Source organism: Pseudoroseomonas cervicalis, from assembly GCF_030818485.1.
Classification (GTDB): Bacteria; Pseudomonadota; Alphaproteobacteria; order Acetobacterales; family Acetobacteraceae; genus Pseudoroseomonas; species Pseudoroseomonas cervicalis_A.
Genome location: NZ_JAUTAJ010000005.1, coordinates 193947 through 217952 on the forward strand (window position 1 = coordinate 193947; position 24006 = coordinate 217952).

General features: G+C 74.4%; 18 protein-coding genes. 5 read left to right on the forward strand and 13 right to left on the reverse strand.

The features are described 5' to 3' along the window. Nucleotides 1–5 precede the first annotated feature (5 nt). The 9 genes from hpxZ to QE401_RS22545 all read right to left on the reverse strand — a co-directional run bounded on the left by hpxZ (nucleotide 6) and on the right by QE401_RS22545 (nucleotide 8633). Entirely contained in the window at nucleotides 6–401 is a 396-nt protein-coding gene (gene hpxZ / locus QE401_RS22505; protein WP_271138570.1) for an oxalurate catabolism protein HpxZ, read from the reverse strand. A 12-nt stretch (nucleotides 402–413) separates the two neighbouring features. Further along, nucleotides 414–1601 (reverse strand): amidase, encoded by a 1188-nt coding sequence (locus QE401_RS22510; RefSeq protein ID WP_307140444.1) that lies wholly within the window; start codon nucleotides 1599–1601, stop codon nucleotides 414–416. A 99-nt stretch (nucleotides 1602–1700) separates the two neighbouring features. Next, on the reverse strand, nucleotides 1701–2813 hold the full coding sequence (locus QE401_RS22515) for an OmpA family protein (RefSeq protein ID WP_307140445.1): 1113 nt from the start codon (nucleotides 2811–2813) through the stop codon (nucleotides 1701–1703). A 232-nt stretch (nucleotides 2814–3045) separates the two neighbouring features. Continuing rightward, nucleotides 3046–3609, reverse strand: coding sequence for a nucleoside 2-deoxyribosyltransferase (locus QE401_RS22520; RefSeq protein WP_307140446.1), 564 nt, complete (start codon nucleotides 3607–3609; stop codon nucleotides 3046–3048). Further along, nucleotides 3606–4022: a cytidine deaminase gene (locus QE401_RS22525; RefSeq protein ID WP_307140447.1), complete on the reverse strand. Its 417-nt coding sequence runs from the start codon at nucleotides 4020–4022 to the stop codon at nucleotides 3606–3608. Before QE401_RS22525 ends, QE401_RS22520 begins: the two co-directional genes overlap by 4 nt. A 1-nt stretch (nucleotide 4023) precedes the next feature. Next, nucleotides 4024–4995, reverse strand: a complete 972-nt coding sequence (locus tag QE401_RS22530) for an ABC transporter permease (protein WP_307140448.1) — start codon at nucleotides 4993–4995, stop codon at nucleotides 4024–4026. Nucleotides 4996–4999: 4 nt separating this feature from the next. Then, nucleotides 5000–6100, reverse strand: coding sequence for an ABC transporter permease (locus QE401_RS22535; RefSeq protein ID WP_307140449.1), 1101 nt, complete (start codon nucleotides 6098–6100; stop codon nucleotides 5000–5002). Next, nucleotides 6097–7641 (reverse strand): ABC transporter ATP-binding protein, encoded by a 1545-nt coding sequence (locus QE401_RS22540; RefSeq protein WP_307140450.1) that lies wholly within the window; start codon nucleotides 7639–7641, stop codon nucleotides 6097–6099. The genes QE401_RS22535 and QE401_RS22540 overlap by 4 nt, the downstream gene beginning before the upstream one ends. Then, nucleotides 7641–8633 carry a BMP family lipoprotein gene (locus QE401_RS22545; protein ID WP_307140451.1) on the reverse strand — a complete coding sequence of 331 codons (993 nt, stop codon included), beginning with the start codon at nucleotides 8631–8633 and terminating at the stop codon, nucleotides 7641–7643. The genes QE401_RS22540 and QE401_RS22545 overlap by 1 nt, the downstream gene beginning before the upstream one ends. 378 nt (nucleotides 8634–9011) lie before the next feature. On the opposite strand from QE401_RS22545, the gene QE401_RS22550 reads away from it, so the two are divergent. Both QE401_RS22550 and QE401_RS22555 read left to right on the forward strand, forming a co-directional pair. Beyond that, nucleotides 9012–10400, forward strand: a complete 1389-nt coding sequence (locus tag QE401_RS22550) for an aminotransferase (RefSeq protein ID WP_307140452.1) — start codon at nucleotides 9012–9014, stop codon at nucleotides 10398–10400. 131 nt (nucleotides 10401–10531) lie between these two features. Continuing rightward, the gene (locus QE401_RS22555; protein WP_307140453.1) at nucleotides 10532–10915 is read left to right on the forward strand and encodes a c-type cytochrome; all 384 of its coding nucleotides are present in this window, start codon (nucleotides 10532–10534) and stop codon (nucleotides 10913–10915) included. 7 nt (nucleotides 10916–10922) lie between these two features. Here the strand turns inward: QE401_RS22555 and pbpC are convergent, their stop codons facing one another. Then, complete coding sequence (gene pbpC / locus QE401_RS22560) at nucleotides 10923–12803, reverse strand: penicillin-binding protein 1C (RefSeq protein ID WP_307140454.1); 1881 nt, start codon at nucleotides 12801–12803, stop codon at nucleotides 10923–10925. A 151-nt stretch (nucleotides 12804–12954) separates the two neighbouring features. Beyond that, nucleotides 12955–18147: an alpha-2-macroglobulin family protein gene (locus QE401_RS22565; RefSeq protein ID WP_307140455.1), complete on the reverse strand. Its 5193-nt coding sequence runs from the start codon at nucleotides 18145–18147 to the stop codon at nucleotides 12955–12957. Nucleotides 18148–18335: 188 nt separating this feature from the next. On the opposite strand from QE401_RS22565, the gene QE401_RS22570 reads away from it, so the two are divergent. Continuing rightward, on the forward strand, nucleotides 18336–19655 hold the full coding sequence (locus tag QE401_RS22570; protein ID WP_307140456.1) for a DUF1800 domain-containing protein: 1320 nt from the start codon (nucleotides 18336–18338) through the stop codon (nucleotides 19653–19655). Next, nucleotides 19652–20854: a DUF1501 domain-containing protein gene (locus QE401_RS22575; protein WP_307140457.1), complete on the forward strand. Its 1203-nt coding sequence runs from the start codon at nucleotides 19652–19654 to the stop codon at nucleotides 20852–20854. Before QE401_RS22570 ends, QE401_RS22575 begins: the two co-directional genes overlap by 4 nt. Nucleotides 20855–20864: 10 nt before the next feature. Here the strand turns inward: QE401_RS22575 and QE401_RS22580 are convergent, their stop codons facing one another. Next, nucleotides 20865–21749, reverse strand: coding sequence for a LysR family transcriptional regulator (locus QE401_RS22580; protein ID WP_307140458.1), 885 nt, complete (start codon nucleotides 21747–21749; stop codon nucleotides 20865–20867). 106 nt (nucleotides 21750–21855) lie between these two features. Between QE401_RS22580 and QE401_RS22585 the strand changes: the two genes are divergently transcribed. After that, nucleotides 21856–23052: an MFS transporter gene (locus tag QE401_RS22585; RefSeq protein WP_307140459.1), complete on the forward strand. Its 1197-nt coding sequence runs from the start codon at nucleotides 21856–21858 to the stop codon at nucleotides 23050–23052. A gap of 18 nt (nucleotides 23053–23070) precedes the next feature. Here QE401_RS22585 and rbsK read toward each other — a convergent pair whose 3' ends face one another. Further along, complete coding sequence (rbsK, locus tag QE401_RS22590; protein WP_307140460.1) at nucleotides 23071–24006, reverse strand: ribokinase; 936 nt, start codon at nucleotides 24004–24006, stop codon at nucleotides 23071–23073.

Sequence of the window (24006 nt, forward strand, 5' to 3'; positions counted from 1 at the left end):
CCGCCTCAGCCCGGCGCCATCAGGCTGACATGGGCGGCGACCACCTTCCAGCCCTCCGGGAAGCGCACCCAGGACTGGCTCTGCCGGCCGCGCCTGCCATCGGCCAGCAGCACATATTCCGTGTTGGCGACACCGAAATCGCGGCCGAAAGTGTGCAGCACGGTGCGCTCCAGCCGCCGCGCGCGGCGCGCCAGCTCGGCCGGCTGGCGGCCGGCGCGGAAGGCCGCGATCTCCGCATGGCCATAGAGGTTCTCGCCCACGCCATAGCGCAGCGTGCGCGCATCCTCCCAGAAGCTGTCATCCAGCACGGCGACGTCATTCTGCTCCAGCGCCAGGTCGTAGCGCAGGAAGGCCTCGCGCAGCTCGGCCAGCGCCTCGGGGTTGTCGATCTCGTGGCTCATCTCTCGCTCTCCTCAGCCCTGGGCCGCTTCCAGCGCGGCGGCGATGCCGACCAGCCGCGCATCGCTGCCGCGCGCGCCGATGATGGACAACCCGCAGGGCTTCCCGCCAGCCCGGCCCAGCGGCAGGCTCAGCTGCGGCAACCCGGCCAGGCCGGCGAAGGAGGTCAGCTGGCTGATCCGCTCCGACAGCGCATCCAGCTCCGGCAGGGGCAGGCCGAGCGGCGGCGCGGTGAAGGGGGTGGAGGGGATGCAGAGCACCGCGCCGCCCTCCAGCAGCGACGCGGCGCGCGCCCGCACCCGCTCCCGCACCGAGGCCGCGACCACTTCCTGCGCCTCGGTGAAGGCGGAGGCGATGGCCAGGTTGCGCGCGACATTGAAGGCGAAGCGCGGATTGGCGGCCTCGATCCAGGGGCGGAATTGCCGCCAGCCCTCGCGCCGCTGCAGGATGTTGCGCTGGCCGCTCCACACCGCGAGCTCGCCCGGCGTGCCGAGATGGATGCGCCGCGCCGTGCCGCCCAGCAATTTTTCCAGGGCCGCGACGGGCGCCTGCAGGGCCGCCTGCACCTCGGCATCGGCCAGGGCAAAAGCATCCTCGGCCAGCAGCAGCGGCGTCGGGCCGGGCTCGGGGATGGGCTCGTCCAGCAGCAGCGTCGCGACGCGGGCGAAGGTCGCGGCGTCGCGGGTGAACCAGCCGGTGGTGTCGAAGCTGACCGCCTGGTGGCAGACCCCCTCGAAGGGCAGGCGCCCATGCGTCGGCCGCAGCCCGTGCAGCCCGCAGAGGCTGGCCGGCACCCGCACCGAGCCGCCGGTGTCGGTGCCGAGGCCGATCTCCACCTCGCCCGCCGCCACGGCGGAGGCCGAGCCGCTGGAGGAGCCGCCCGGAAGGCAGCCCGGTGCCGCCGGATTGGGCGGCGTGCCGTCGAACTGGTTGAAGCCGAGGATGCCGAGCGAGATCTCGCAGGTCACCGTCTTGCCGGCGAGGTCGGCGCCGGCATCGAGCAGGCGCTGCACCATCCAGGCATGGCGCTGCGGCACGGGGTGGCTCCGCGGCCAGTCGGGATTGCCGGCGCCGGTCGGATGCCCGGCAATGTCGAACAGGTCCTTGGCGGCGAAGCGCAGCCCGGCGAGCGGGCCGCCGGGACGCCCCGGCAGCGTCAGGCGCGGCCCGGGCAGGAAGGCTGAGGCGGTGGGTTGGGTCATGCGCGGCGCCATGCAAACGCCGCGCCGCCGCTGGCGGGGCGCGCAACGAAAAGGGGCGCCTCGCGGCGCCCCTCCCGAACTCCGATCGCGGTGTCCGGCTTAGCGGAGCACGATCTCGACGCGGCGGTTCTGCGGCTCGCGCACACCATCGGCGGTCGGCACCAGCGGGCGGCTCTCGCCGAAGGCCTGGACGCTGATCGCCGAGCGGGCGACGCCGAGGCGGACCAGCTCGGCCGCCACCGCATCGGCGCGGCGCTGCGACAGGCGCTGGTTGTATTGCGGCGAACCGGCGCGGTCGGCATGGCCGGCCACTTCGATGCGCGTGGTCTGCACGCGGCTGCTGTTCTGCGCGGCCTCGCTGATGATCTGGCGGGCACGGTCCGTCAGGTCGGCGCGGTCGAAGTCGAAGAACACCAGATAGGTGCGGGCCGGGGCCGGGGCGGCGGCGGGCGCCGGGGCCGCGACCGGGATCGGCGCCGGCGGGGCCGGCTGGTTGAAGGCGTAGCGCAGGCCCAGCATGATCGAGTGGTTGTAGTTGTCGACCTCGGCGCCGCCGCGGGCCAGGGTCACGCCGCCCTGGCGGATGCGGGAGTCGAGCTCGGGCTGCAGCGTGCCGAGGAAGCGGTACTCGGCGGTCACCGCCAGGCCCGGCACGGCGGTGATCGGCAGGGAGAGGCCGAGGATGCCCTGGAAGGCGAACTGGCCGTCATCGCCATTGATGCGGATATTGCCGCCATTGGCCGCGGTGGCGCGGACATCGTCATAGTCGGTCCAGACATAACCGACACCGGCGCCGATATACGGGATCACCGGCCAGTTGAGCTGGTAGAAATCGTAATAGGCGTTGAACATCGCGCCATAGGAGCGGACGGTGCCGCCGCTGCGCAGCGGGCCGAAGCCGGTATAGCCGGTGATCTTGTCGACGTCGTTCTGGCGGTAATTGCCCTCGATCTCGGCGCGGACGCCGTTGCCGAAGCCATAGCCCAGCGCCAGCGCGCCGGCGAAGCCGACATCGAACTCGGCGCGGCCGGAGGGGCGCACGCCATTGTTGCGCAGGAAGCTGGCCGAACCGCCGGTGACGTCGATATCGGTGTTCTGCAGGAAGTTCACGCCGGCGCCGGCGCCGACATAGACACCGGTCACGGGCTGCGCCTTCGCGGCCAGCGGCAGGGCCAGGATGGTGGCGGCCAGCAGGGCCTTCTTGAAGGTCATCGGATGCTCCTCGCACATGCAGGGCGATGCGTTGCCGGCAATCTAGGCCCGTCCCGCATGGAAGAACAGTGACAGCGCGGACAGTCGAGCCGGGCGAGGGCAACTTGCGGCGACTTGTGGCAGGACTGCAACAGAACAGTCGTTGACACAGAAATGTGTAGTGGCGAAGCGGGCGGCGCGCACCATGTGGCGCAACTTACCGCGCCGTGGCCAATCCGCAGCCAGAGCGCCCTCAGCCCCGCCGCCGGGCCGCCAGCCGCACAGCCGCCAGCCGCACCGCCGCCTCGAACAGCGCCAGCGAGTCGAAGGGCAGGGCCTGGCCGTCCGGCGGCAGCAGCATGCCCACCCCCTCCCCCGCCGCCAGCGCGCCGGCCACCATGACATTGTCGGGCAGGCCGAAGCCCTCCACCGCGATGCCGGGCAGCGGGTCGCCCCAGGCGGCGCTCAGCGCATGGCAGCGCGCGGCGAAGGGGGTGGGGTCGTTGGAATAGCCGATCACCGGCGTGCCGCGCGCCAGGAACCAGCCCAGCTCCACCAGCGTGCCGGCATCGGCCGAGGCGCCGCGGAAGGGTGTCAGGTTCAGGATGGCCAGCTCCGCCGCTTCCATCATGGCGATGTCCTTGGCGAAGATCATCGGCCAGGCATGCTCCTCCTCCAGCGGGCCGAGGCTCAGCACATCCTCGTTCAGCGGGGTCAGCCCTTCCAGCCCGTGCCGGGCGCAGATCGCCAGCTTGCGCCGCGCATGCGCCGGCGCGTCCGGCAGGAAGACATCGGGCCCGGCCAGATAGACCTTCACGACAGCCCCGCCAGATTGTCCGGACCGAAGGAATGCGGCAGCAGCTCGGCCAGCGTCAGGCGCAGCCGCTCCGCCCCCCGCTCATCGACAATGCGCAGCAGCGTGTCCGGCCGGCCGAATTCGCGGATCTTCTGCCGGCAACCGCCGCAGGGGGTGCAGGGCGCGGCGCCGCCGCCGGCCACCACCAGCTCGGCGATGCGGCGGCCGGACGGGCCTGCGGCCGCCAGCACCATGGCGGCGATGGCGCCGGCCTCGGCGCAGCTGCCCTCCGGATAGGCGGCGTTCTCCACATTGCAGCCGGCATGCAGGCTGCCATCCTCGCAGCGCAGGGCGGCGCCGACGGCGAAGCGGGAATAGGGCGCATAGGCCCGGGCGCGCGCCGCCAGCGCGGCCGCCACCAGCGGGTCGGACATCTCAGCGTTCCTTCACATAGGGCTGGCCGGCGGCGCGGGGCGGCAGGGCACGCCCCATGAAGCCGGCCAGCAGCACCACGGTCAGCAGATAGGGCAGCGCCTGGATCGCCTGCACCGGAAAGGCGCCGATGCCGGGCAGCACCACGCCGGTCATGCGGATCGCCACCGCGTCCAGCAGGCCGAAGAGCAGGCAGGTGAGCAGGACGCGCCCCGGCCGCCAGCCGCCCAGGATCATCGCCGCCAGGGCGATGTAGCCGCGCCCGGCCGTCATCTCGCGCGAGAAGCCAGCGCCCTGGGCGGTGGCGATATAGGCGCCGGCCAGGCCGCAGAGCAGCGCCGCGATCATCACCCCGGCATAGCGCAGCCCGGCCACCGACAGGCCGGCGCTGTCCACCGCCGCCGGATGCTCCCCCGCCGCGCGCAGCCGCAGCCCGAAGCGGGTGCGGTACAGCAGGAAACCGGAGAGCGGCACCAGGGCGAAGGCCAGCCAGGCCAGCGCGCTCTGCCCACCCAGCAGCCCGGTGGAGAGCCGGCCCAGCAGCGGGATCTCGGCCAGCGCCGCGCCGCCCGGCAGGGCCAGCGGCAGGAAGCGCGCCGCCGCCGGCAAGGGCGGGGTCTGCCCGCCCATGCCGAACCAGGCCAGCGCCAGCGTCGCCGTCAGGCCGGAAGCCAGGATGTTGATCGCCATGCCGGAGACCACCTGGCTGCCGCGGAAGGTGATGCAGGCCAGCCCATGCAGCAGGCCCAGCGCGCAGGAGGCCAGGATGCCCGCCGCCAGCCCGGCCAGCGCCTGGCCGGTGAGGGCGGCGGTGGCGGCGGCGGCGAAGGCGGCCACCAGCATCTTGCCCTCCAGCCCAACATCGATGATGCCGGCGCGCTCGGAGAACAGCCCGGCCAGCGCCGCCAGCAGCAGCGGCACTGCCAGGCGCAGCGTCGCCGCCAGCACCGGCAGGATGGTGTCGAGCAGCTCCATGCGCTCAGCCCCCCGCCAAGGCGCGCGGCCGCAGCAGCCGCGCCAGAGGCTGGCGCAGCATGTTGCCGAGCGCCCCGGTCAGCAGGATGACCAGCCCCTGGATCAGCACGACGATCTCGGCCGGCACCTCGGGCAGCTCGAAGGCCAGCTCGGCGCCGCCCTGGGTCAGCGCGCCGAAGAGCAGCGCCGCCAGCAGCACGCCGAGCGGGTGGTTGCGCCCCATCAGCGCCACGGCGATGCCGGTGAAGCCATAGCCGCCGGTGAAGGCCAGCAGCAGCTTGTGCTGCGCGCCGAGCAGCTCGTTCACCGCGACGCCGGCGGCCAGGGCGCCGGACAGCGCCATGGCCTGGATGATCACCCGCCCCTGGTCGAGCCCGGCATAGCGCGCCACCTCGGCGCTTTCGCCCAGCATGCGCAGGCCGAAGCCCCAGGGCCGGCGCCAGACCAGCAGCCAGACGCCGAGCGCCGCCAGCAGCGCCAGGGGCAGCGCCAGATTGACCGGGGCGGAGCTGGGGAAGCCGAAGGCGGCAAGGCCGGGCAGGTCGGCGGCCGGCGGGAAGCGCGGCGTCTCCGGCGCCATGGAGCCGGGCGCGATCAGCAGGTTCACCACCAGATAGACCATCAGCGCCGCGGCCAGGAAATTGAACATGATGGTGGTGATGACGATGTGGCTGCCGCGCCGCGCCTGCAGCCAGCCGGGAATGGCGCCCCAGGCCGCGCCGAAGCCCGCGCCGCCCAGGATGGCCAGCGGCACCAGCAGCCAGGCCGGCAGCCCGCCCAGGTTCAGCGCCACCAGGGCGATGCCGAGCCCGCCCAGATAGGCCTGCCCCTCCGCCCCGATGTTGAACAGCCCGCCCTGGAAGGCGACGGCGACGGCAAGCCCGGTGAAGGCCATGTTGGTGGCGTAGTAGAGGGTGTAGCCCAGCGCGTCGGCCGAGCCGAGGCTGCCCACCGCCAGCGCCTTCAGCGCCGCCCAGGGGTCGCTGCCCAGCGCCCAGACCAGCAGCGCGGCCAGGCCCAGCGCCAGCGCCAGGTTCAGCAGCGGCAGCAGGGCCAGCTCGGCCCAGCGGGGCAGCAGGCCGGGCGAGGAAGGGGCCCCGCTCATGCCGCCTCCGCCGCCAGTCCGGCCATCATCAGGCCGAGGCGGCGCTCATCGGCCTCGGCCACGGGCAGTTCGCCCATCGCGCGGCCATCGAACATCACCAGGATACGGTCGGCCAGGGCCAGGATCTCCTCCAGCTCCACGGAGACCAGCAGCACCGCCTTGCCCGCCGCGCGGCAGGCCAGGATGCGCCGGTGGATGGCGTCGATGCCGCCAATGTCGACGCCGCGCGTCGGCTGGCCGACCAGCAGCACCGCCGGGTCGCGCTCCATCTCCCGCCCCAGCACCAGCTTCTGCTGGTTGCCGCCGGAGAACAGCCCGGCGCGCAGCCAGGTGACGCGCGGGCGGACATCGTAATCATGCATCAGCCGCGCCGCATGCGCGGCGATGGCGCGCGGCGAGAGCAGGCCGAGGCGCCGCCAGGCCGGGTCGCGCTGATGGCCGATCAGCGCGTTGTCGGCGGCGCTCCAGCGGCGCAGCAGGCCGGATCGCAGCCGGTCCTCCGGCACATGCGCCAGCCCCTGGCGGCGCAGCGCGGCGGCGCCGAAGCGGGGGCCCGGAAACACCGGCCGCCCGCCGAGCAGGATGCGCCCGCCGCTCGGCGCCCGCATGCCGGAGAGCGCCTCCAGCAGCTCGCTCTGGCCATTGCCGGCGATGCCGGCGATGCCCAGCACCTCGCCGCCGCGCAAGGCAAGGCTGACGCGCTTCACCCGCTCCACCCCGGCGGCGTCGCGCACCGACAGCGCCTCGGCCTGCAGCAGCACCGGGCCGGGCGGCCGGGCGGCGCGCGGCGCGGGCGCGGCCAGGCGGCGGCCGATCATCAGCTCGCCGAGCTCCGCCGGCGAGGTCGCGGCGGTGTCGCGATGCGCCACCATCCGCCCGCCCCGCATCACCGAGACGCGGTCGGTCACCGCCATGATCTCGCGCAGCTTGTGGGTGACCAGCAGCACGGTGCGGCCCTGGTCGCGCAGGGCGCGCAGCACGCGGAACAGATCCTCCGCCTCCTGCGGCGTCAGCACGCCGGTGGGCTCGTCCAGGATCAGCAGCTCGGCGCCGCGATACAGCGCCTTCAGGATCTCGACGCGCTGCTGCGCGCCGACCGGCAGCTCCCCCACCACCGCATCCGGGTCGACCGACAGGCCATAATCGGCGCCGAGCCGCCGCAGCGCCTCCCGCGCCCGCTTCGCGCCCCGCGCCAGCAGCACGCCGCCCTCGGCGCCCAGCATGACGTTCTCCAGCACGGTGAAGCGCTCCACCAGCATGAAATGCTGGTGCACCATCTCGATGCCGAGGCGGATGGCGTCGCGGCTGTCGCGGATCGCGACCTCGCGGCCATCGATCAGGATGCGCCCGGCATCGGCCTGGTGGAAGCCGTGCAGGATCGCCATCAGCGTCGACTTGCCGGCGCCGTTCTCGCCGATGATGCCGTGGATGCTGCCGCGATGGATGTCGAGATCCACCGCGACATTGGCGTGCACCGCGCCGAAGCGCTTGTCGATGCCGCGCAGCGCGAAGGCCGGCGGCACGCTGTCCTGCTGCGGCATCAATCGGGACAGGAATTGCTGCTCATATAGTCATGCACGCTGACCCGGCCGGCGACGATGTCGGCGCGCGCCTGGTCGATGCGGTCGCGCATCTCGCGCGTCACCAGCGACGCGTTGTTCTGGTCGAAGGCCAGCCCCACCCCGTCCTCGGCGATGCCGAGCACCCGCGTGCCGGGCTGCAGGCTGCCATGCCGCGCTGCCTCCAGCGCCGAGCGGGTGGCGACGTCGAGCTGCTTGACCATGCTGGTCAGCACCCGCCCCGGATGCAGGTGGTTCTGGTTGGAATCGACACCGATGCCGAAGCGCCCGGCATCGGCCGCCGCCTGCAGCACCCCCATGCCGGTGGCGCCGGCGGCCTGGAAGATGACATCGGCGCCGCGCTCGATCTGCGAGCGGGCGAGCTCCGCCCCGCGCACCGGATCGGCCCAGGCGGAGGGGGTGGAGCCGGTCATGTTCTGCAGCACCTCGATGCGCGGATTGACCGCGCGCGCGCCCTGCACATAGCCGCAGGCGAATTTGCGGATCAGCGGCACATCCATGCCGCCGACGAAGCCGATGCGCCCCGTCGCGCTCTTCATCGCCGCCAGCATGCCGGCCAGGTAGCTGCCCTGCTCCTCGCGGAACAGCACCGACTGGACATTCGGCGCCTCGACCACCGCGTCGATGATGACGAAGCGCAGCTGCGGGAATTCGGCCGCCACGGCGCGCACCGCGCTGGCCTGGCTGAAGCCCACCGCGATGATCGGGTTCATGCCGCGGCGGGCGAAATTGCGCAGCGCCTGCTCCCGCTGGGTGTCGGTCTGCGGCTCGAACTCCCGCACCGAAACGCCGCTGTCGCGGGTGAAGGCCTGGGCGCCATTGTGCACGCCCTCGTTGAAGGAGCGGTCGAACTTGCCGCCCATGTCATAGACCACGGCGGGGTTGATCTCGGCGGCGCGGGCGGCGCCGAGGCTGAGCAGCGCGAGCAGCGCCGCGGCGAGCAAGCGGATCATGGGGAAGCCTCGTCCTGGAAGCGGCCTTGGCGGCCTTCTGCGCCGCGCCGGTCCGGCGCGGCCTTGGGCATGGCCACCGCTCCGCGCCACCTCAGCCCTCGCCGCGCGCGGCATGGCCGGCCGCGGGGCGGCGGGCGGGCGGGAGGGGGAGCGAGTCGCGCATCGGATCCTGCCGGTGGCTGTGCCATGCCATTGTCACGCGGCGCGGCGCCGCGGATCAACCCTGCTCTCTGCGACGTCAACCGAGGCGGAGACGGGCGGGCCACACCGCCCTGCCGGCGGGGCGGGCCGCCACGCCCGGGCAGATTCCGCTTGCCAAGGCAGCGCATAGGGCCAAGCTGGCCGCTTCACGCAGCAGCCAGCAGGGGGTCCGCCAGGATGCGCGCCAATCATCTCCATGACGCCGACAAGGCGCATCTGGTCCATCAGCAGACCGATCTGAAGGGCTTCGCCGTCGATGGCCCGCTGCTGATGGCGGAAGGCGATGGCGTGTATGTGACCGACACCGAGGGCCGCCGCTACATCGAGGGCATGGCCGGGCTGTGGTGCGCCAGCCTCGGCTTCTCGGAGAAGCGCCTGGCCGAGGCCGCCTATCGCCAGATGCTGAAGCTGCCCTATTACCACACCTTCTATGGCCGCGGTCACGGCCCCTCGGCGGAACTCGCGGAACGCCTCGCCGGCCTGGCGCCGGCGGGGCTGAACCATGTGCTGTTCCAGTGCTCGGGCTCGGAGAGCAACGACGCCGCGATCAAGCTGATCTGGTACTACAACAACGTCCTCGGCCGGCCGCACAAAAAGAAAATCATCGGCCGCCTGCGCGGCTATCACGGCAACACCGTGGCCTCCGCCTCGCTTTCCGGCCAGCCGCACATGCATGCGGATTTCGACCTGCCCTATGGCGGGCGTTTCCACCACATCAGCAACCCCAACTACTATCGCGGCCACCAGGAGGGCGAGAGCGAGGAACAGTTTTCCGCCCGCATGGCGGCGGAGCTGGAGGCGCTGATCGCCGCCGAGGGCGCCGACACCATCGCTGCCTTCTTCGCCGAGCCGGTGCAGGGCGGCGGCGGCGCGCTGACGCCGCCGCGCGGCTATTTCGAGGCGATCCAGCCCATCCTGCAGAAGCACGACATCCTGCTGGTGGCCGATGAGGTGATCTGCGGCTTCGGCCGCACCGGCAATATGTGGGGCAGCGAGACCTACGGCATGCGGCCCGACATGCTCTCCTGCGCCAAGCAGCTCTCCGCCTCCTACCAGCCGATCTCGGCGCTGCTGATCTCCGACCGCATCCATGACGCGCTGCTGCAGGGCAGCGAGCGCAACGGCGTGCTCGGCCATGGCTACACCTATGGCGGCCATCCGGTGGCCTGCGCCGTCGCGCTCGAGACGCTGAAGATCTATGAGGAGCGCGACATCCTCGGCCATGTGCGCCGCGTCTCGCCCGCCTTCCTGGGCGGCCTCGCGGGCTTCGCCGGCCACCCGATGGTGGGCGAGGTGCGCGGCGTCGGCCTGATCGCCGGCGTCGAGCTGATGGCCGACAAGGCGACCCGCACCCCCTTCCCCGCCGCGCGAAAGGCCGCGCTGCTGGTGCAGCGCAAGGCCGAGGCCGAGGGGCTGATCCTGCGCGCCATCGGCGACCGCATCGCCTTCTCCCCGCCGCTGATCATCACCGAGGCGGAGATCGCCGAGCTCTGCGCCCGCTTCGGCCGCGCCCTCGACGCCGCCTGGGCGGAGCTGTCGGCCAGCGCCGAGCCCGCCTTGGCCTGAGCCTTGCGGATGCGGGCGGGGCTTGCCCGCGTCCCGCATCCGGGGCATGCAGGCGCCGCCCCCGGGACGACCGGCGGGGCGGCGCCGCCGCCCGGCCAGGCCGCCTGCCCTGCCTGCCCGGAACCTCTCCGATGCGCTTCTTCCCTGTCGCCGCCGCCCTGCTGGGCGCGGCGCTGCTCGCCCCCGCCACCGCCGGTGCCGAGGAGGGCGACGCCGCCCGCGGCCGCACCCTGTTCCAGCGCCAGTGCCAGGCCTGCCACCAGGCGCTCCAGCCGCGCCATGGCGTCGGCCCCTCGCTGCAGGGCGTGGTCGGCCGCGCCGCCGCCAGCGCCGCCGGCTACAACTACTCCCCCGCGCTGAAGGCCTCGGGCCTGACCTGGACGCCGGAGGTGCTGCAGGATTTCCTCGGCGCGCCCACCACGAAGGTGCCCGGCACCCGCATGATCCAGCGCGTCGCCGCCGAGCAGGACCGCCGCGACATCCTGGCCTTCCTGGCGCAGCAGGCCGCGCCTTAAGCCAGCTTCAGCGCACCCGCACCGCCGCGCTGGCCGCGGCCCCCTCGGCATCCAGCACGGTGATGCGGTAGATCCCCGGCCCCTGCGGCTCCCAGGGCGTGTCGCGCCGCGCCGCCTGGCTGTCCAGCGGCGCGCCATCCACCAGGAAGGTCAGCGGCCGCTGCCCGCCGGCGGCGCGCAGCTGCATCGGCCCCTGGTTCAGCTCCGCCCCGGCCGGCGGGAAGACCAGCCGCAGCCGGTCCGCCGAGGGCGCCTGCGCCAGGGTGGAAGGCCGCCGGATCGCCAGGGGCGGCGCCGGCCGGGGCGAGGCCGGCAACAGGGCAAAAATCCGTGCCAGCAGCGGCAGGGCCAGATGCGTGCCATTCGCCTCGCCGCTGCCGGCGACGATCGGCGCGCCATCCGGCCGCCCGACCCACACCCCCGCCACATGCGCCCCGTCGAAGCCGATGGCCCAGCCATCCCGCCCGCCCCAGGAGGTGCCGGTCTTCCAGGCGATACCCGCCGGCCCGCCGCCCGGGAAAGGCCGCGTCAGGATCGCCGCCACCTGCGCCGCGGCGGCCGGCGCCAGCACGATGCTGCCCTCCTCCGCCGCATCCGGCGTCCAGCGCAGCGGCACGGCGCGGCCGCCATCGCCCAGCAGCGCGCTGGCCCCCACCAGCTCGCGCAGCGTCACCCCGACCCCGCCCAGCGCCAGCGGCAGGGTCGGTTCCGCGACCGGCGGGAAACGCGGCGGCGCGCCGGCCCGCTTCAGCAGCGTGGCGAAGCGCAGCGGGCCCAGCTGGTCCAGCAGCAGCACCGCCGGCAGGTTCAGCGAACGCCGCAGCGCATCGGCCACGCTGATGCGGCCGGCGAAGCCATGGTCGAAATTCTCCGGCGCATAGCTGCCGAAGCGCTGCGGCGCATCGTCCAGCAGCGTGTCCGGCCGCGCCAGCCCGGCCTCGAAAGCCTGGGCATAGAGCAGCGGCTTCAGCGCCGAGCCCGGCGAGCGCACCGCCCGCGTCAGGTCCAGCGCCCCGGCCCGCGCCTCCTCGCCCCAGGCGCCGCCATCCAGCGCGCGGATCTCGCGCGTGCGCAGATCGGCCACCACCGCGGCGATCGAGGCCCGGTCGGGCAGCCGCTGCCGCGCCTCGGCCAGCATCTCCTCCACGGCGCGCTGCAGCGGTGCATCCAATGTCGTGGAGGTCTCGCCCTGCCGGCGTGCCTCGCGCGACAGATGCGGCGCCAGCGCCGGCATGGCCTGGCGGCGCCGGGGCACCGGGCTCTCGGCCAGTAGCGCATGGTCGGCCGCGGTGATGCCGGGCGCGCCGGCGGCGCGGCTGCGCAGCAGACGGGCGCGCGCGATCTCCGCCGCCTGCGGGTGGCGGTCCGGGCGTAGCGCCTCCGGCCGGCGCGGGATCGCCACCAGCAGCGCCGATTGCGCCGGATCCAGATAGCGCGGCTCCTGGCCGAACCAGGCCAGCGCGCCGGCCCGCACCCCCTCCAGATTGCCGCCCATCGGCGCCAGCGTCAGCCAGATGCGCAGCACGCCCTGCTTGCCATGGCGCGCCTCCAGCTGCAGCGCGCGGAACGCCTCGATCAGCTTGGCGCGCAGGTTCCGCGGCCGCGGCTCCAGCAGCCGCGCCGCCTGCATCGACAGGGTCGAGCCGCCCGAGACCACCCGGCCGGCGCGGATCCACTGCAGCGCCGCGCGGCCGATCGCCAGCGGGTCCACCCCGGGGTGCCAGCGGAACCGGGCATCCTCGGCGGCGATCAGCAGGTCGATGAAATGCGGGGGTACGTCCTGTGCCCGCGTCTCCAGCCGCCAGACGCCGCCAGGGGCCGGCAGGGCGGAGAGCGTGCGGCCGGAACGGTCGGTGACGACAACCGCCGCCTGCTCCAGGCGGGACAAATCGGGCGGAAACAACCGATCCAACGCAAGGGCAGAAAGGCATAAAATAAAAACAAGAAGAAGGCCGGGGAAAATGAATTTTCCCCGGACCCCTTTTCTTTTTTCCGTCAGGGCCGGCGGGCGCTGCCCGCCGGCATCGTCGCCCTGCATCTCAGCGCGGGGCGATGGTCAGGCGGCCGCTGTTCTGCCGCGCGAACACGCCCGGGCGATACATGTCCTCGAGCTGCGCGCCCGGCAGCTCGAAACTGCCCGCCGTCACCGCCCGCACCACCACCGCCACCCGCGCCAGCGGCGCGCCGGCGGTCAGCGTCATCGCCACCGCCACCCGGTCATCCAGCGCCGCCACACTGTCCGGCGCCGTCAGCGAACCGAGGAAAGGCATGCCCGACACCGCGCCGGAGGGCAGCTGCGTCTCCACCTCCCAGCCGGCCGGCAGGCCCTGCTGCAGCAGCGCGCGATGCGTCTCGCCGGTCTCCGCCCGGGCCTCCAGCAGCAGGATGAAGCGGTCGCCCTGGCGCAGCGTGTCCAGGTTCACATCCGTCCCCTCCATGGTCAGGAAGCGCCGGCTGACCCGCATGCCCAGGCGCGCCGCCGGCAGCGGCTGCGCCGGCAGCCCGGTCACCGAGACCGACTGCACCACCGGGCGGTCGGCCACATTGCGCGCGGTCAGCCCCGCCTCCGGCACCGCCAGGCCCAGCACCGGATTGCCCTGGCGCTCCTGCCCGTCGATGGCGATGCGCGCCGGCCGCCCGTCGCGCCCCAGCGAGGCCGCCAGCAGCACCGCCCAGGCCTGCTCCTGGGTCGAGGTGCTGCCCGGCGACAGCTCCGGCCCCGCCGGCAGCTTGGCCAGCAGCGGCGCCATCTGCTCGGCGCGCAGCCCGCTCTCCCGCATCAGCAGGGCAACGGCCAGCAGGTCGCGCAGCGGCGTGCCGAAATCATGCGCCCAGCGCCGCCGCACGCCGCTCTCCAGCGCCGCGTCGAAGGCCGCCTCGGCCCGTTGCACATCGCCCATCCGCGCCAGCGCCGCGCCCAGCTGCGCCATCGACAGCGGCGTCGGCAGCCGGTCCGTCATCTGCGCCAGCCGGCGCGTCGCCCCCGGCCGGCCGCGCCCGGCCAGCGCCAGCACATGCAGCCGATAGGCCTGGTCGGCATATTCCTCGGGCGAGCTCGGGCTCTCCTCCGCCGCCTGCTGCAGATGGTTCAGCGCCGCGGTCAGCGCGCCATCGGCGACCGTCGCCCCGGCGGCGCGGGCGCGCAGCAGCGCCTCGGTCGCATAGGCCGTGACCCAGGGGTCGAGCTCCCCCTGCGCGCTCCACAGCCCGAAGCCGCCATCCCAGCGCTGCTTGTCGAGCAGCGCCGCGACCGCGGCGGCGAGCTTCACCTCGCGCTCCTCGGCGGCCGGCCAGGCGGCCAGCGCCAGCGCCTTGGTCGCCGATTGCTCGGTGCACCAGAGCGGGAACTCCAGCGCCGCGCGCATCAGCGCCTCGGCATCATAGCGCACCGGCTGGCCCCAGCTGGCCCGCGCCACCGCCGTGCCCGGCACATAGCGCGACAGGTCCGGCGCCAGCCGCGCCTCGGCGCGCGGCGCCAGCTCGGTGATCGTCACCTCGGTGACGCGCGGGCGGGAGGAGCGGATGGTGATCCGGCTCTCCTGCGTCGCGCGATAGCCCTCGGGGCCGGTGACCGCCAGCCGCACCACCCCCTCGCCGGCGCCGGTGCTGCGCAGCGTGGCGGCGGGGTCGGCCCGCTCCCCGGTGCCGAGCGTGGCGCTGAGCCGGGCATTGCCCTCCAGCGCCAGCGGCCCCTCGACCGTGATCTCCGCCGTCACCTCGCCGCGCGGCAGCTCCAGATTGTGCAGCAGCAGCGGCATGCGGGCGCTGTCGCCCGGCGCCAGGAAGCGCGGCAGCAGCGCCTCGGCCACCACCGGGTCGCGCACCAGCAGCGGCCGGCTGGCCGAGCCCACGCGCCGCCCGGCCCAGGCCACCGCCATCAGCCGGATCTCGCCATTGAATTCCGGCAGGTCGAGCGGCACCCGCGCCACGCCATCGGCGCCCACCGCCACCACGCCGGAGAACAGCGCCACGACACGCTGCGGCGGGGTGATGCCGCTGGCCGCCGCATCGCCATCGCCGCCCTGGCGCAAAGCCGCCAGCTCGCCCTCGGGCGGCGGGATCAGCCTTCCGTAATCGTCGCGCAGATCGGTCCCCAGCCGCCGGCGGCCGAGGAAATGCGCCGCCGGGTCGGGGCTCTGGAACTGCGTCAGCCGCAGCACCCCTTCATCCACCGCGGCCAGCGTCAGATGCGCCATGCCCTCGGCGCCGGTGATGCGCAGCGGGATCTCGGCGCGCTGGCGCGGCCGCAGCTTCTCGGGCGCCTCGATGGCGACGCCGAGCCGCCGCGGCGCCGGGTCCAGCGCCACCCAGGCGAGGCCCAGCGCGCGGCGCGGCTGGCCATCGGCGGCCGCGCCGGGGCGGAAGACGGTGACGGCGGCATAGGCGCCGGGACCCCAGGCGGCGTCGACCGGCAGTTCCACCTCATTGGCACCCTCGCGCACCGGGATGTTGCGCAGGCTGATCAGCCGGTTGGTCAGCACCGCGAGGCTGGCCTGGCCGGCGAAGGGCGACTGGATGTGCAGGCGCGCCGTGGCGCCATCCGGATAGGCGGCGCGGTCGGCCGAGACATCGACCTTGTCCGGCACCTCCGGGCTGTCCGAGCCGACCCAGCCGGAGCGGAAGCGCACCGCGGCGATGGCGAGCCCGCCGGGCTGCGTCACCTCCAGCCGGTAGCGGCCGAAGGGCAGCGTGCGGGCGAAGCGCCCCGGCTTGTCGGGCGCCGTGGTCAGCGTCGCGCTGTCCACCGGCTCGTCCTGCCAGACCGTCTCGTAGCGCGCCATGCCGCCGCGGGTGACGATGCGCCATTGCGGCCGCTCGCGCACCAGCCGCGCCTGCAGCCGGCCGGACAGCGCCTGGCCCTCGGGGGAGACCAGGGCGACATCGAAGCCGGCCTCGCTGTTCGCCTCGACGCTGCCATACTGGAAGCCGGGGCGGATCGCGATATAGGGGTTGGCGCCGCGCACCGGCACCTCGACCTGGCTGCTGGTGGCGCGGCCATTCGGGTCGGCGACGCTCAGCGAGAAGCGCGCGCGCAGCGGCCGCGAGGTGTCGGGCAGCTCCGCCAGCCGCGCCTCGAAGCTTCCGCGCCCATCGGCATCGGCGGTGACGCTGCCGCCGGGGATGGCGCCGCCGCTGAAGGCTTCCTCCGACAGGCCGAAGCGCCAGCCCTCCCACGGGCTGCGGCGCTGCGTGCCATCGGCGGCGTCGGTGGCGAAGGGCGCGGTGTCGACCGAGAGCTGGCCTTCCACCTCACCCTCCAGCCCGGCGCCGGGCGCGCCATAGAGGAAGCGGACCTCATAGGGGATGGCCAGCGGCTGGTTCAGCAGCAGCGGGCCGGGGGCGGGGCCGAACTGCACCGCCAGCCGCTCCGGCACGAAGGCCTCGACGCGGAAGCTCTGCACCGCCAGCGGCGGCTGGTCCGGCTCCAGCCGGGCGTTGATCGACCAGAGCCCGGCCGCCGCGCCGGCCGAAAGCGGCACCGGCCAGGAGAGCGAGCCATCCGGCCCGCGCGTCGCCACCGTCTCCGCCGCCACCTGGCCGTTCGGGCGCATCAGCTGCAGCCGGATCGGCAGGTCGCGCGGGGCGCCGGCGGCGTCGCGCAGCAGGCCGCTCAGCTGCACCGTCTCGCCGGGGCGGTAGATGCCGCGGTCGAGCCACAGGAACAAATCGAGCGGCCCGGGCTGCGGCAGCCCCTCGGCGCCGCGATCGGACAGGTCGAAGGCGGCGGCGTCGAGGTCGAGCGCCACCAGATCGTCCCCCGCCTCGGCATGCAGCGCGACCGGCGCCATCGGGCCGGTGCCGCGCAGCAGCGGCGCCGGGAAGCGCACCAGCCCGTCGGCATCCGTCTCGGCCTCGGCCAGGATGTCATTGGCGCGGGAGAGCAGCGCCACGCGCACCCCGGCGCGCGGCGCCGCCTCCTGCAGCCCGCGCAGCTGCGCCGCCAGGCCTTCCTCGCCGCGCCAGGCGGTCAGGCCGAGATCGGTGCTGAGGATCGGCAGGCCGGCGATCAGCCGCTCGCCATTCTGCTGCCCCGGCCCGGTATCCTCGGCCGCCAGCAGCACATAGAGGCCGGGCCCGGCCTTGTTGATCTCCTCCGGCAGCGGCAGCACGGTGCGGTTCAGCGCGTTGGCGCGGAAATTCGGCACCTCGGCGCGGCCTTCCCAGACGGTGCGGCCCCAGCGCTCCGGCACCTGCTCCGCCATGTAGTCGGACAGCGCGTCGCCGCGCGGCGCCCAGTCGGCGAAGGGGCGCAGGTTGCGCTCCGTCACCCGCACCAGCCGCAGCTTCAGCGCGCGCACATTCATCGAGGCGAGGCCCACCCGCGCCGCCTGGCCGCGCGGCAGGATGAAGCGGGTGCCGTCGAACACCAGGCGCGGCCGGCGGTCCGGCATGGCGATGGCCAGCGGCGTGTCCTGCCGCAGCCGCACCCCATCCTCGCCCGGCAGGCCGGCGCGCAGCGTCAGCCGCGAGGTGGTGCCCCAGGGCAGGCCGGCGATGCAGATCTGGCCGTCCTCGCGCGTCACCGTCAGGTTCGGGATCGGCGGGTCGGCGCGCAGATAGTCGCCCGGCTGGTATTCATTGCCGCGGTTCAGCGTGCCGTAGAAGCTGAGGCAGGCGCGCGCCGGCTCGGCCTCCGGCTCGGTGCGGATGTTGCGCAGCAGCAGCCCCGCCTCGCGCCGCGCATTGGTGAGCGCGGCGCGCACATTCTGGTCGAGCGGCGCGCGCTGCTGCGCGGCTTCCAGCGCCGCCACCGTCTGCACCCATTGGTCGAGCTGGCGGAAGGCCAGCGCCATCAGCACCAGGGCGGGCACCTCGGGCTCGCCGGCGGCGGAGAGGGTGAAGCTGCGCCAGGCCGCCTGCAGCGCCCGCTGCGGCTCGGGCGGGGTGCGCGAGAGCTGGGCGCGGCCGAGCGCCAGCCACTGCTCCGGGCTCGCCTGCGGCATGCCCAGCCGCTGCTCCCAGGCCGCCGCCGCCGCCGCCCAGTCGCCGCGCGCCTCGGCCTCGCGCGCCCTGGTCTCGGCCTGGGCGCGCAGCTGCGGGCTGGCCGCCGCCGGGCCGCGCCGCAGCAGCTCGCGCGCATAGGCGCCGGCATCGCTCTCCAGCCCCGGCGGGCGGAAACGCATATCCTGCGCCATCGCGGCCGGCGCCAGGAAGGGCAGCGCCAGGCCGAGCAGCAGAGCGGGCAACCGCCCCGCGCGCAAAGCGGGGCGTGGAGGGCGGAAGGGGCGCATCGGCTAATCCTCGGGACTTTGGCGGCAAGCTAGGCCGGTTGGATTTCGCCGCCCATCGGGGCAGAGGCCGGAACCCGCCCTGGTGCCGCGCTTGTGACAGAGCGCAACCGGCGCCGCGCCGCCGCTTGTGATGCGCATGGCGCTTTGTTCAGGACGGCGCGGCCGCGCGCGGCGCTAGGCTTCGCGGCATGGACAGGCGCGCCTTTCAGGCAGCGATCCGCTTCGGGCTCGGGCCCCGGCCGGATCAGCCCCTGCCTGACGATCCCATCGCCTGGCTGGACGCGCAGCTCGACGCGCCGGACCGGCCGCCACCGCCGCCCCAGGGCCTGGAGCGGCCGCCCGAGATCGCCGATGGCTACCGCCTCTGGCGCGAGCTGGATGCCGCCGGCCAGCCCGGCCCCGGCCAGCCCAACCCGATCGAGGAGAATTTCCAGGCCGAGGCGCGCGCGGCGCTGGCCTGGCGCATCGACACCGACACGCCCTATCGCGAGCGGCTGGTCGATTTCTGGGCCAACCATTTCACCGTCAGCAAGCGCGCCGGCTATCCGGTCTCCACCGTGCTCGGCCCCTATCTGCGGCAGGCGATCCGGCCGCATGTGACCGGGCGCTTCGCCGAGATGCTGCTGGCGGTGGAGCGGCATCCGGCGATGCTCGGCTATCTCGACCAGAATGCCTCGGTCGGGCCGAACAGCGCCTGGGGGCGGCGCAGCGGCCGCGGCCTGAACGAGAATCTGGCGCGGGAAATCCTGGAGCTGCACACGCTCTCCCCCGCCGCCGGCTACAGCCAGCAGGATGTCACCGAATTCGCCCGGCTGCTGACCGGCTGGGGCTATGAGCGCAATCGCGAGCCCTTCGGCACGCTGTTTCGCCCTGGCAATCACGAGCCGGGCGAGAAACGCGTGATGGGCCGCAGCTGGCCGGAAGGGCCGGAGGCCTCGGAGGCGGCGCTGCGCTTCCTGGCCGGGCATCCGGCGACGCATCGCCACCTGGCGCTGAAGCTGGTGCGGCATTTCGTCGCCGACGACCCGCCACCCGAGGCGGTCGCCCGCATCGAGGGCGTGCTGCGCGACACGGAGGGCGACCTGAAGGCCGTCGCGCGCGAATTGCCGCGTCTGGAGGCGGCCTGGGATCCGCCGCTTTCCAAGCTGCGCGCGCCGCAGGACTACATCACCGCCGCCTGTCGCGCCTGCGGCGCCCCGGGCGATGCCATGGCGCGCCCGGCCTATGGCGCCGGCTTCACCCTGAACCAGCCGCTGTGGAACGCGCCGCAGCCGAATGGCTGGCCCGACACCGCCGCCGCCTGGCTGGGGCCGGAGCCGGTGATGCAGCGCCTGGACTGGGCCTTCGACATCGCCGGCCGCTTCGCGCGTCTGCCGCCCATGGCGGTGCTGGAGACCGCCCTCGGCCCGCTGGCCGGCGAGGAGACGCGGCAGGCGGTGCGCCGCGCCGGCTCGCCGCGCGAGGGGCTGGCCCTGTTGTTCGCCAGCGCGGAGTTCCAGCGCCGATGAGCCACCTTCCCCCGATCGGCCGCCGCGGCCTGCTGCTCGGCCTCGCCGCCCTGGCGGCGACCCGCCATGCGCGGCTGGCCGTCGCCGCCACCCCCGCCCCCGGCCTGCCGGCGCCCGAGGCGCGGCTGGTCGTCATGCTGCTGCGCGGCGCGATGGACGGCATGACCGCCCTCGCCCCCTATGGCGATGCCAGCTACGCCAGCGCGCGCGGCGGCATCGCCCTGCCCGAGCCCGGGCAGGAGGGCGGGGTGCTGGATTGCGGCGGCTTCTTCGGCCTGCATCCGCGGCTGGCGGCGATGCATGGCTTCTACCGCGAGGGCGCGCTGCTGCCGGTGCATGCGGTGGCCGGCCCCTATCGCAACCGCAGCCATTTCGAGGCGCAGGACATGCTGGAGAGCGGCGCGCCCGAGCGGCTGAGCTCCGGCTGGCTGAACCGGGCCCTGGCCGGGCTGCCGCCGCCGCGCGGGGCGCAGCCCGATCTGGCGCTGGCGCTCGGCCTCGACCTGCCGCTGCTGATGCGCGGGCCGCGCCGCGTCGGCATGTGGGCGCCGCCGCGCCCGGCCCGGCCGGCGCCGGATCTGTATCTGCGCATGGCCGACCTGCTGCATGCCGATCCGGAGATCGGCCCGGCCGTCGCCGACGGGTTGCGCGGCCGTGGCTATGCCGAAGGTATCCTTCAGGGGCCGCCGCCGGGCGGCGGCTTCGCCGCGCTGGCGGGGGCCGCCGGGCGGCTGCTGGCGGCACCCGACGGGCCGCGCGTCGCCGCGCTGGAGATGACCGGCTGGGACACCCATGCCGACCAGCTGCGCCGCATGCTGCCGGTGCTGGGCCAGCTGGATGACGGCCTGGCCGCGCTGCGCGCCCATCTGGGCGAGGCCTGGGGAAGCACGGCGGTGCTGGTGATGACCGAATTCGGCCGCACCGCCCGCATCAACGGCAATGGCGGCACCGATCACGGCACCGGCGGCGCCGCCTTCCTGGCCGGCGGCGCCATCGCCGGCGGGCGCGTCCTGGCCGACTGGCCGGGCCTTTCCGAGAGCCAGCTCTACGAGAAACGCGATCTGCAGCCGAGCCGCGACCTGCGCGCTTTGGCCAAGGGGCTGCTGCGCGACCATCTGCGCCTGCCGCCCGAGGCGCTGGAGCGCGCCTTCCCCGGCAGCGCGGCGATCGCGCCGGAGGCCGGGCTGATCCGCGCCTGAGCCGCGCCGCTCAGCCCCAGGCTTCGGCCGCCAGCGCCACCAGGTTGCGCAACAGGGGCGAGCGGTCGGCGGCGCGCCAGATCATGGCATGCACCAGGCGCGGCGCCTCGCCTTGCAGCGGCACCAGCGCCAACTCGGGCCCGGCGAAGCTGCGCGCGCTCTCGGCGGCCAGCGCGATGCCGGCGCCGGCCAGCACCAGGCCGCAGGTGGCCAGGAAATCCGGCGCCTCCGCCACCGCGCGCGGGGCGAAGCCGGCCAGGCGGCAATGCAGCAGGATCTCCTCGCGCAGCGGCATCGGCGCGGCGGGCAGGATCCAGCTCTCCTCGCGCAGGGCCGTGAGCGGCAGGGAGGCCGCGCCGGCCATGGGGTGCCAGGCGGGCAGCAGCGCCCGCATCGGCTCATCCGCCAGCACCTGGCGGGCGAGATCCGGCGTCTCCGGCACCACGCCGCCGAAGGCCAGGTCGATGCGGCGCTCGCGCAGGGCGGCCGGCTGGTCGGGGCTGCTCAGCACGCACATCTCCACCGTCACGCCCGGGCGGGCGGCGCGGTAGCGGCGGATCAGCGCCGGCGCGCCGCCATGCAGCGTCGGCACGCTGAGGCCGATGCGCAGCCGCCCGGCCTCGCCGCGCAGGCCGCGCCGGGTCATCTCCAGCGCGCCCTCCACCGCCGCCACCGCCTCGCGCGCCTGCTGCAGCACCTCCTCGCCCAGCGGGGTCAGGCGGGTGGCGAAGCGGTCGCGATGCAGCAGGCGCTGGCCCAGCACATCCTCCAGCCGCTTCACCAGCTGGCTGACCGCCGGCTGGGTGGTGCCCAGGCGCTGCGCGGCGCGGCTGAAGCTGCCCTCCTCGGCGATCGCCACCAGGCAGCGCAGATGCCGCAGCTCGATCCCCTGCATAAGCTAGCCTTATCCCAATACGGCCAAGCATTATTGGACAGGATCGCGCCTGTCGAGATGCTGGGCGGGCCGCCGCCACCGCGCGCGCGGAACCAAGGGACACAGAATGAGCATCTCCACCAGGACGGGCGCCGGCACGGCGCCGGCCGGCATGCTGCTGCTGCTGATGGCGCTGACCGGGCTCGGCCAGATGGCGACCAATCTGGTGGTGCCCTCGCTGGCCCGCATGGTGGCGGATCTGTCGCTGGAGCTGGAGCAGGCCGGGCTGATCATCTCCGCCCTGCTGCTGGGCATCGGGCTCGGCCAGCTGGTGGTCGGGCCGATGTCCGACCGCCATGGCAGGCGGCCGGTGCTGCTGGCGGGGCTGGTGCTCTATGTGCTGGCCGGCATCGGCGCGGTGCTGGCCGAGAGCGGCGGCGCCCTGCTGCTGGCGCGGCTGCTGCAGGGCTTCGGCGCCAGCGCCGGGCTGGCCCTGCCGCGCGCCATCGCCCGCGACCGCTTCGAGGGCGCGCTGTTCCTGCGCGTCACCTCGCTGCTGACGCTGGCCATGGCGGTGATGCCGGGGCTGGCCCCGGCCATTGGCGGCGCGGTCGCCGGGCGGTTCGGCTGGCGCGCGGCGCTGGCGGTGAGTGCCGCCGCCGGCGCGCTGGCGCTGCTGGCCGTGCTGCTCTCCCTGCCCGAGAGCCACCATGCGCGGCAGCGCGGCGGCGGGTTGGCCGACAGCCTGGCGGGTTATGCGCGGGTGCTGCGCTGCCGCCCCTTCCTGGCCTATGCGCTGGCCTCCGGCGCCGCGATCGGCGGCGCCTATGCCGAGGTGGCGGCGGCCCAGGCGCTGTTCCAGACCCATCTGGGCTGGGCCACGGGCAGCATCAGCCTGGCCGCCGCCCTGTTTGCGCTGGGCTTCCTGGTCGGCGGGCTGGCGGCGCCGCGGCTGCGGCTGGGGCCGGCGCAGCGCATCCAGCTCGGCATCGCGCTGATGCTGGGATCGGCGCTGGCGCTGCTGGGCCTGGCGCTGGCCGGCCGGCTGGGCGGCGAGGCCGCCATCGCGCTGATCATGCTGTCCCAGGCGGGGGTGGGCTGCATGGCACCCCCCGCCATCGGCCTGGCGCTGCTGGCGGTGGAGGGGGCCGCCGGCACGGCGAGTGCCGTGCTGGGCGCGCTGCACATGGCGCTGGGCGCCACCTCCGCCGCGGTGATCGGCCTGCTGGCGGCGCAGATCGCGCCCGGGCTGCCGGCGGTGCTGCTCGGCTTCTCGCTGATGGCGCTGCTGGCGCTGCGGCTGGCGCGGCCCGGCCGGGGCTGAGCCCGGCCGGCGAGCCGCCTACTCCTCGCCCAGGGCGCGGCGGAAGGCGGCGAATTCGGCCGCGCCGGCGAAGGCCTTCTGCGTGCCCTGGCGGGTGATGGAATCGGCGGCGTAGCGCGCGCCCCAGCGCATCGCGGCCAGGGTGTCGCCATGCGCGGCATAATGCTGCGCGAAGGCCCCGAGAAAGGCGTCGCCGGCGCCGCTGGTGTCGACCGGCTTCACCTTCACGGCCGGCACATGCTGCGCCGGGCCATCCGCGGTGACCAGCAGCGCGCCCTCGCCGCCCAGCGTCACGATCACCTGCTTGACGCCGCGCGCCACCAGCGTGCGCGCCGCGGCCTCGGCCTGTTCGCGCGTCTCGGCCGGCAGGCCGGTCAGGATGGAAAGCTCGGTCTGGTTCGGCGCCAGGAAGGTGGCGCCCAGGATGCGCGACACGTCGAGCTCCGGCACCGCCGGCGCCGGGTTCAGCAGCACCGGAATGCCGCGCGGCGCCGCCCAGGCGATGGTGTGGTAGATGGTCTCCAGCGGGATCTCGAGCTGCAGCAGGATCAGCCCGCAGCCCGCCAGATCCTGGGCCGCCGCATCGACATCGGCCGGCAGCAGATGCTCATTGGCGCCCTTGACGATGAGGATGCGGTTCTCGCCCGAGGGCTCGACGAAGATCGGCGCCACGCCGCTCTGCGTGCCCGGCACGGCGCGGGCATGCCGCGTGTCGATGCCGAGGTCGCGGAAATTCTTCAGCGTGCCCTCGCCGAACAGATCGTCGCCGACGCGGGTCACCAGCATGACATCGGCGCCGAGCTTGGCGGCGGCGACGGCCTGGTTCGCCCCCTTGCCGCCATGGCCCATGCTGAAGGAGGGAGCGGCGAGCGTCTCGCCCGCCGCCGGCAGGCGGTCGGTATAGGTGATCAGGTCGACCATGTTGCTGCCGACCACGGCGATGCGCGCGCCCAT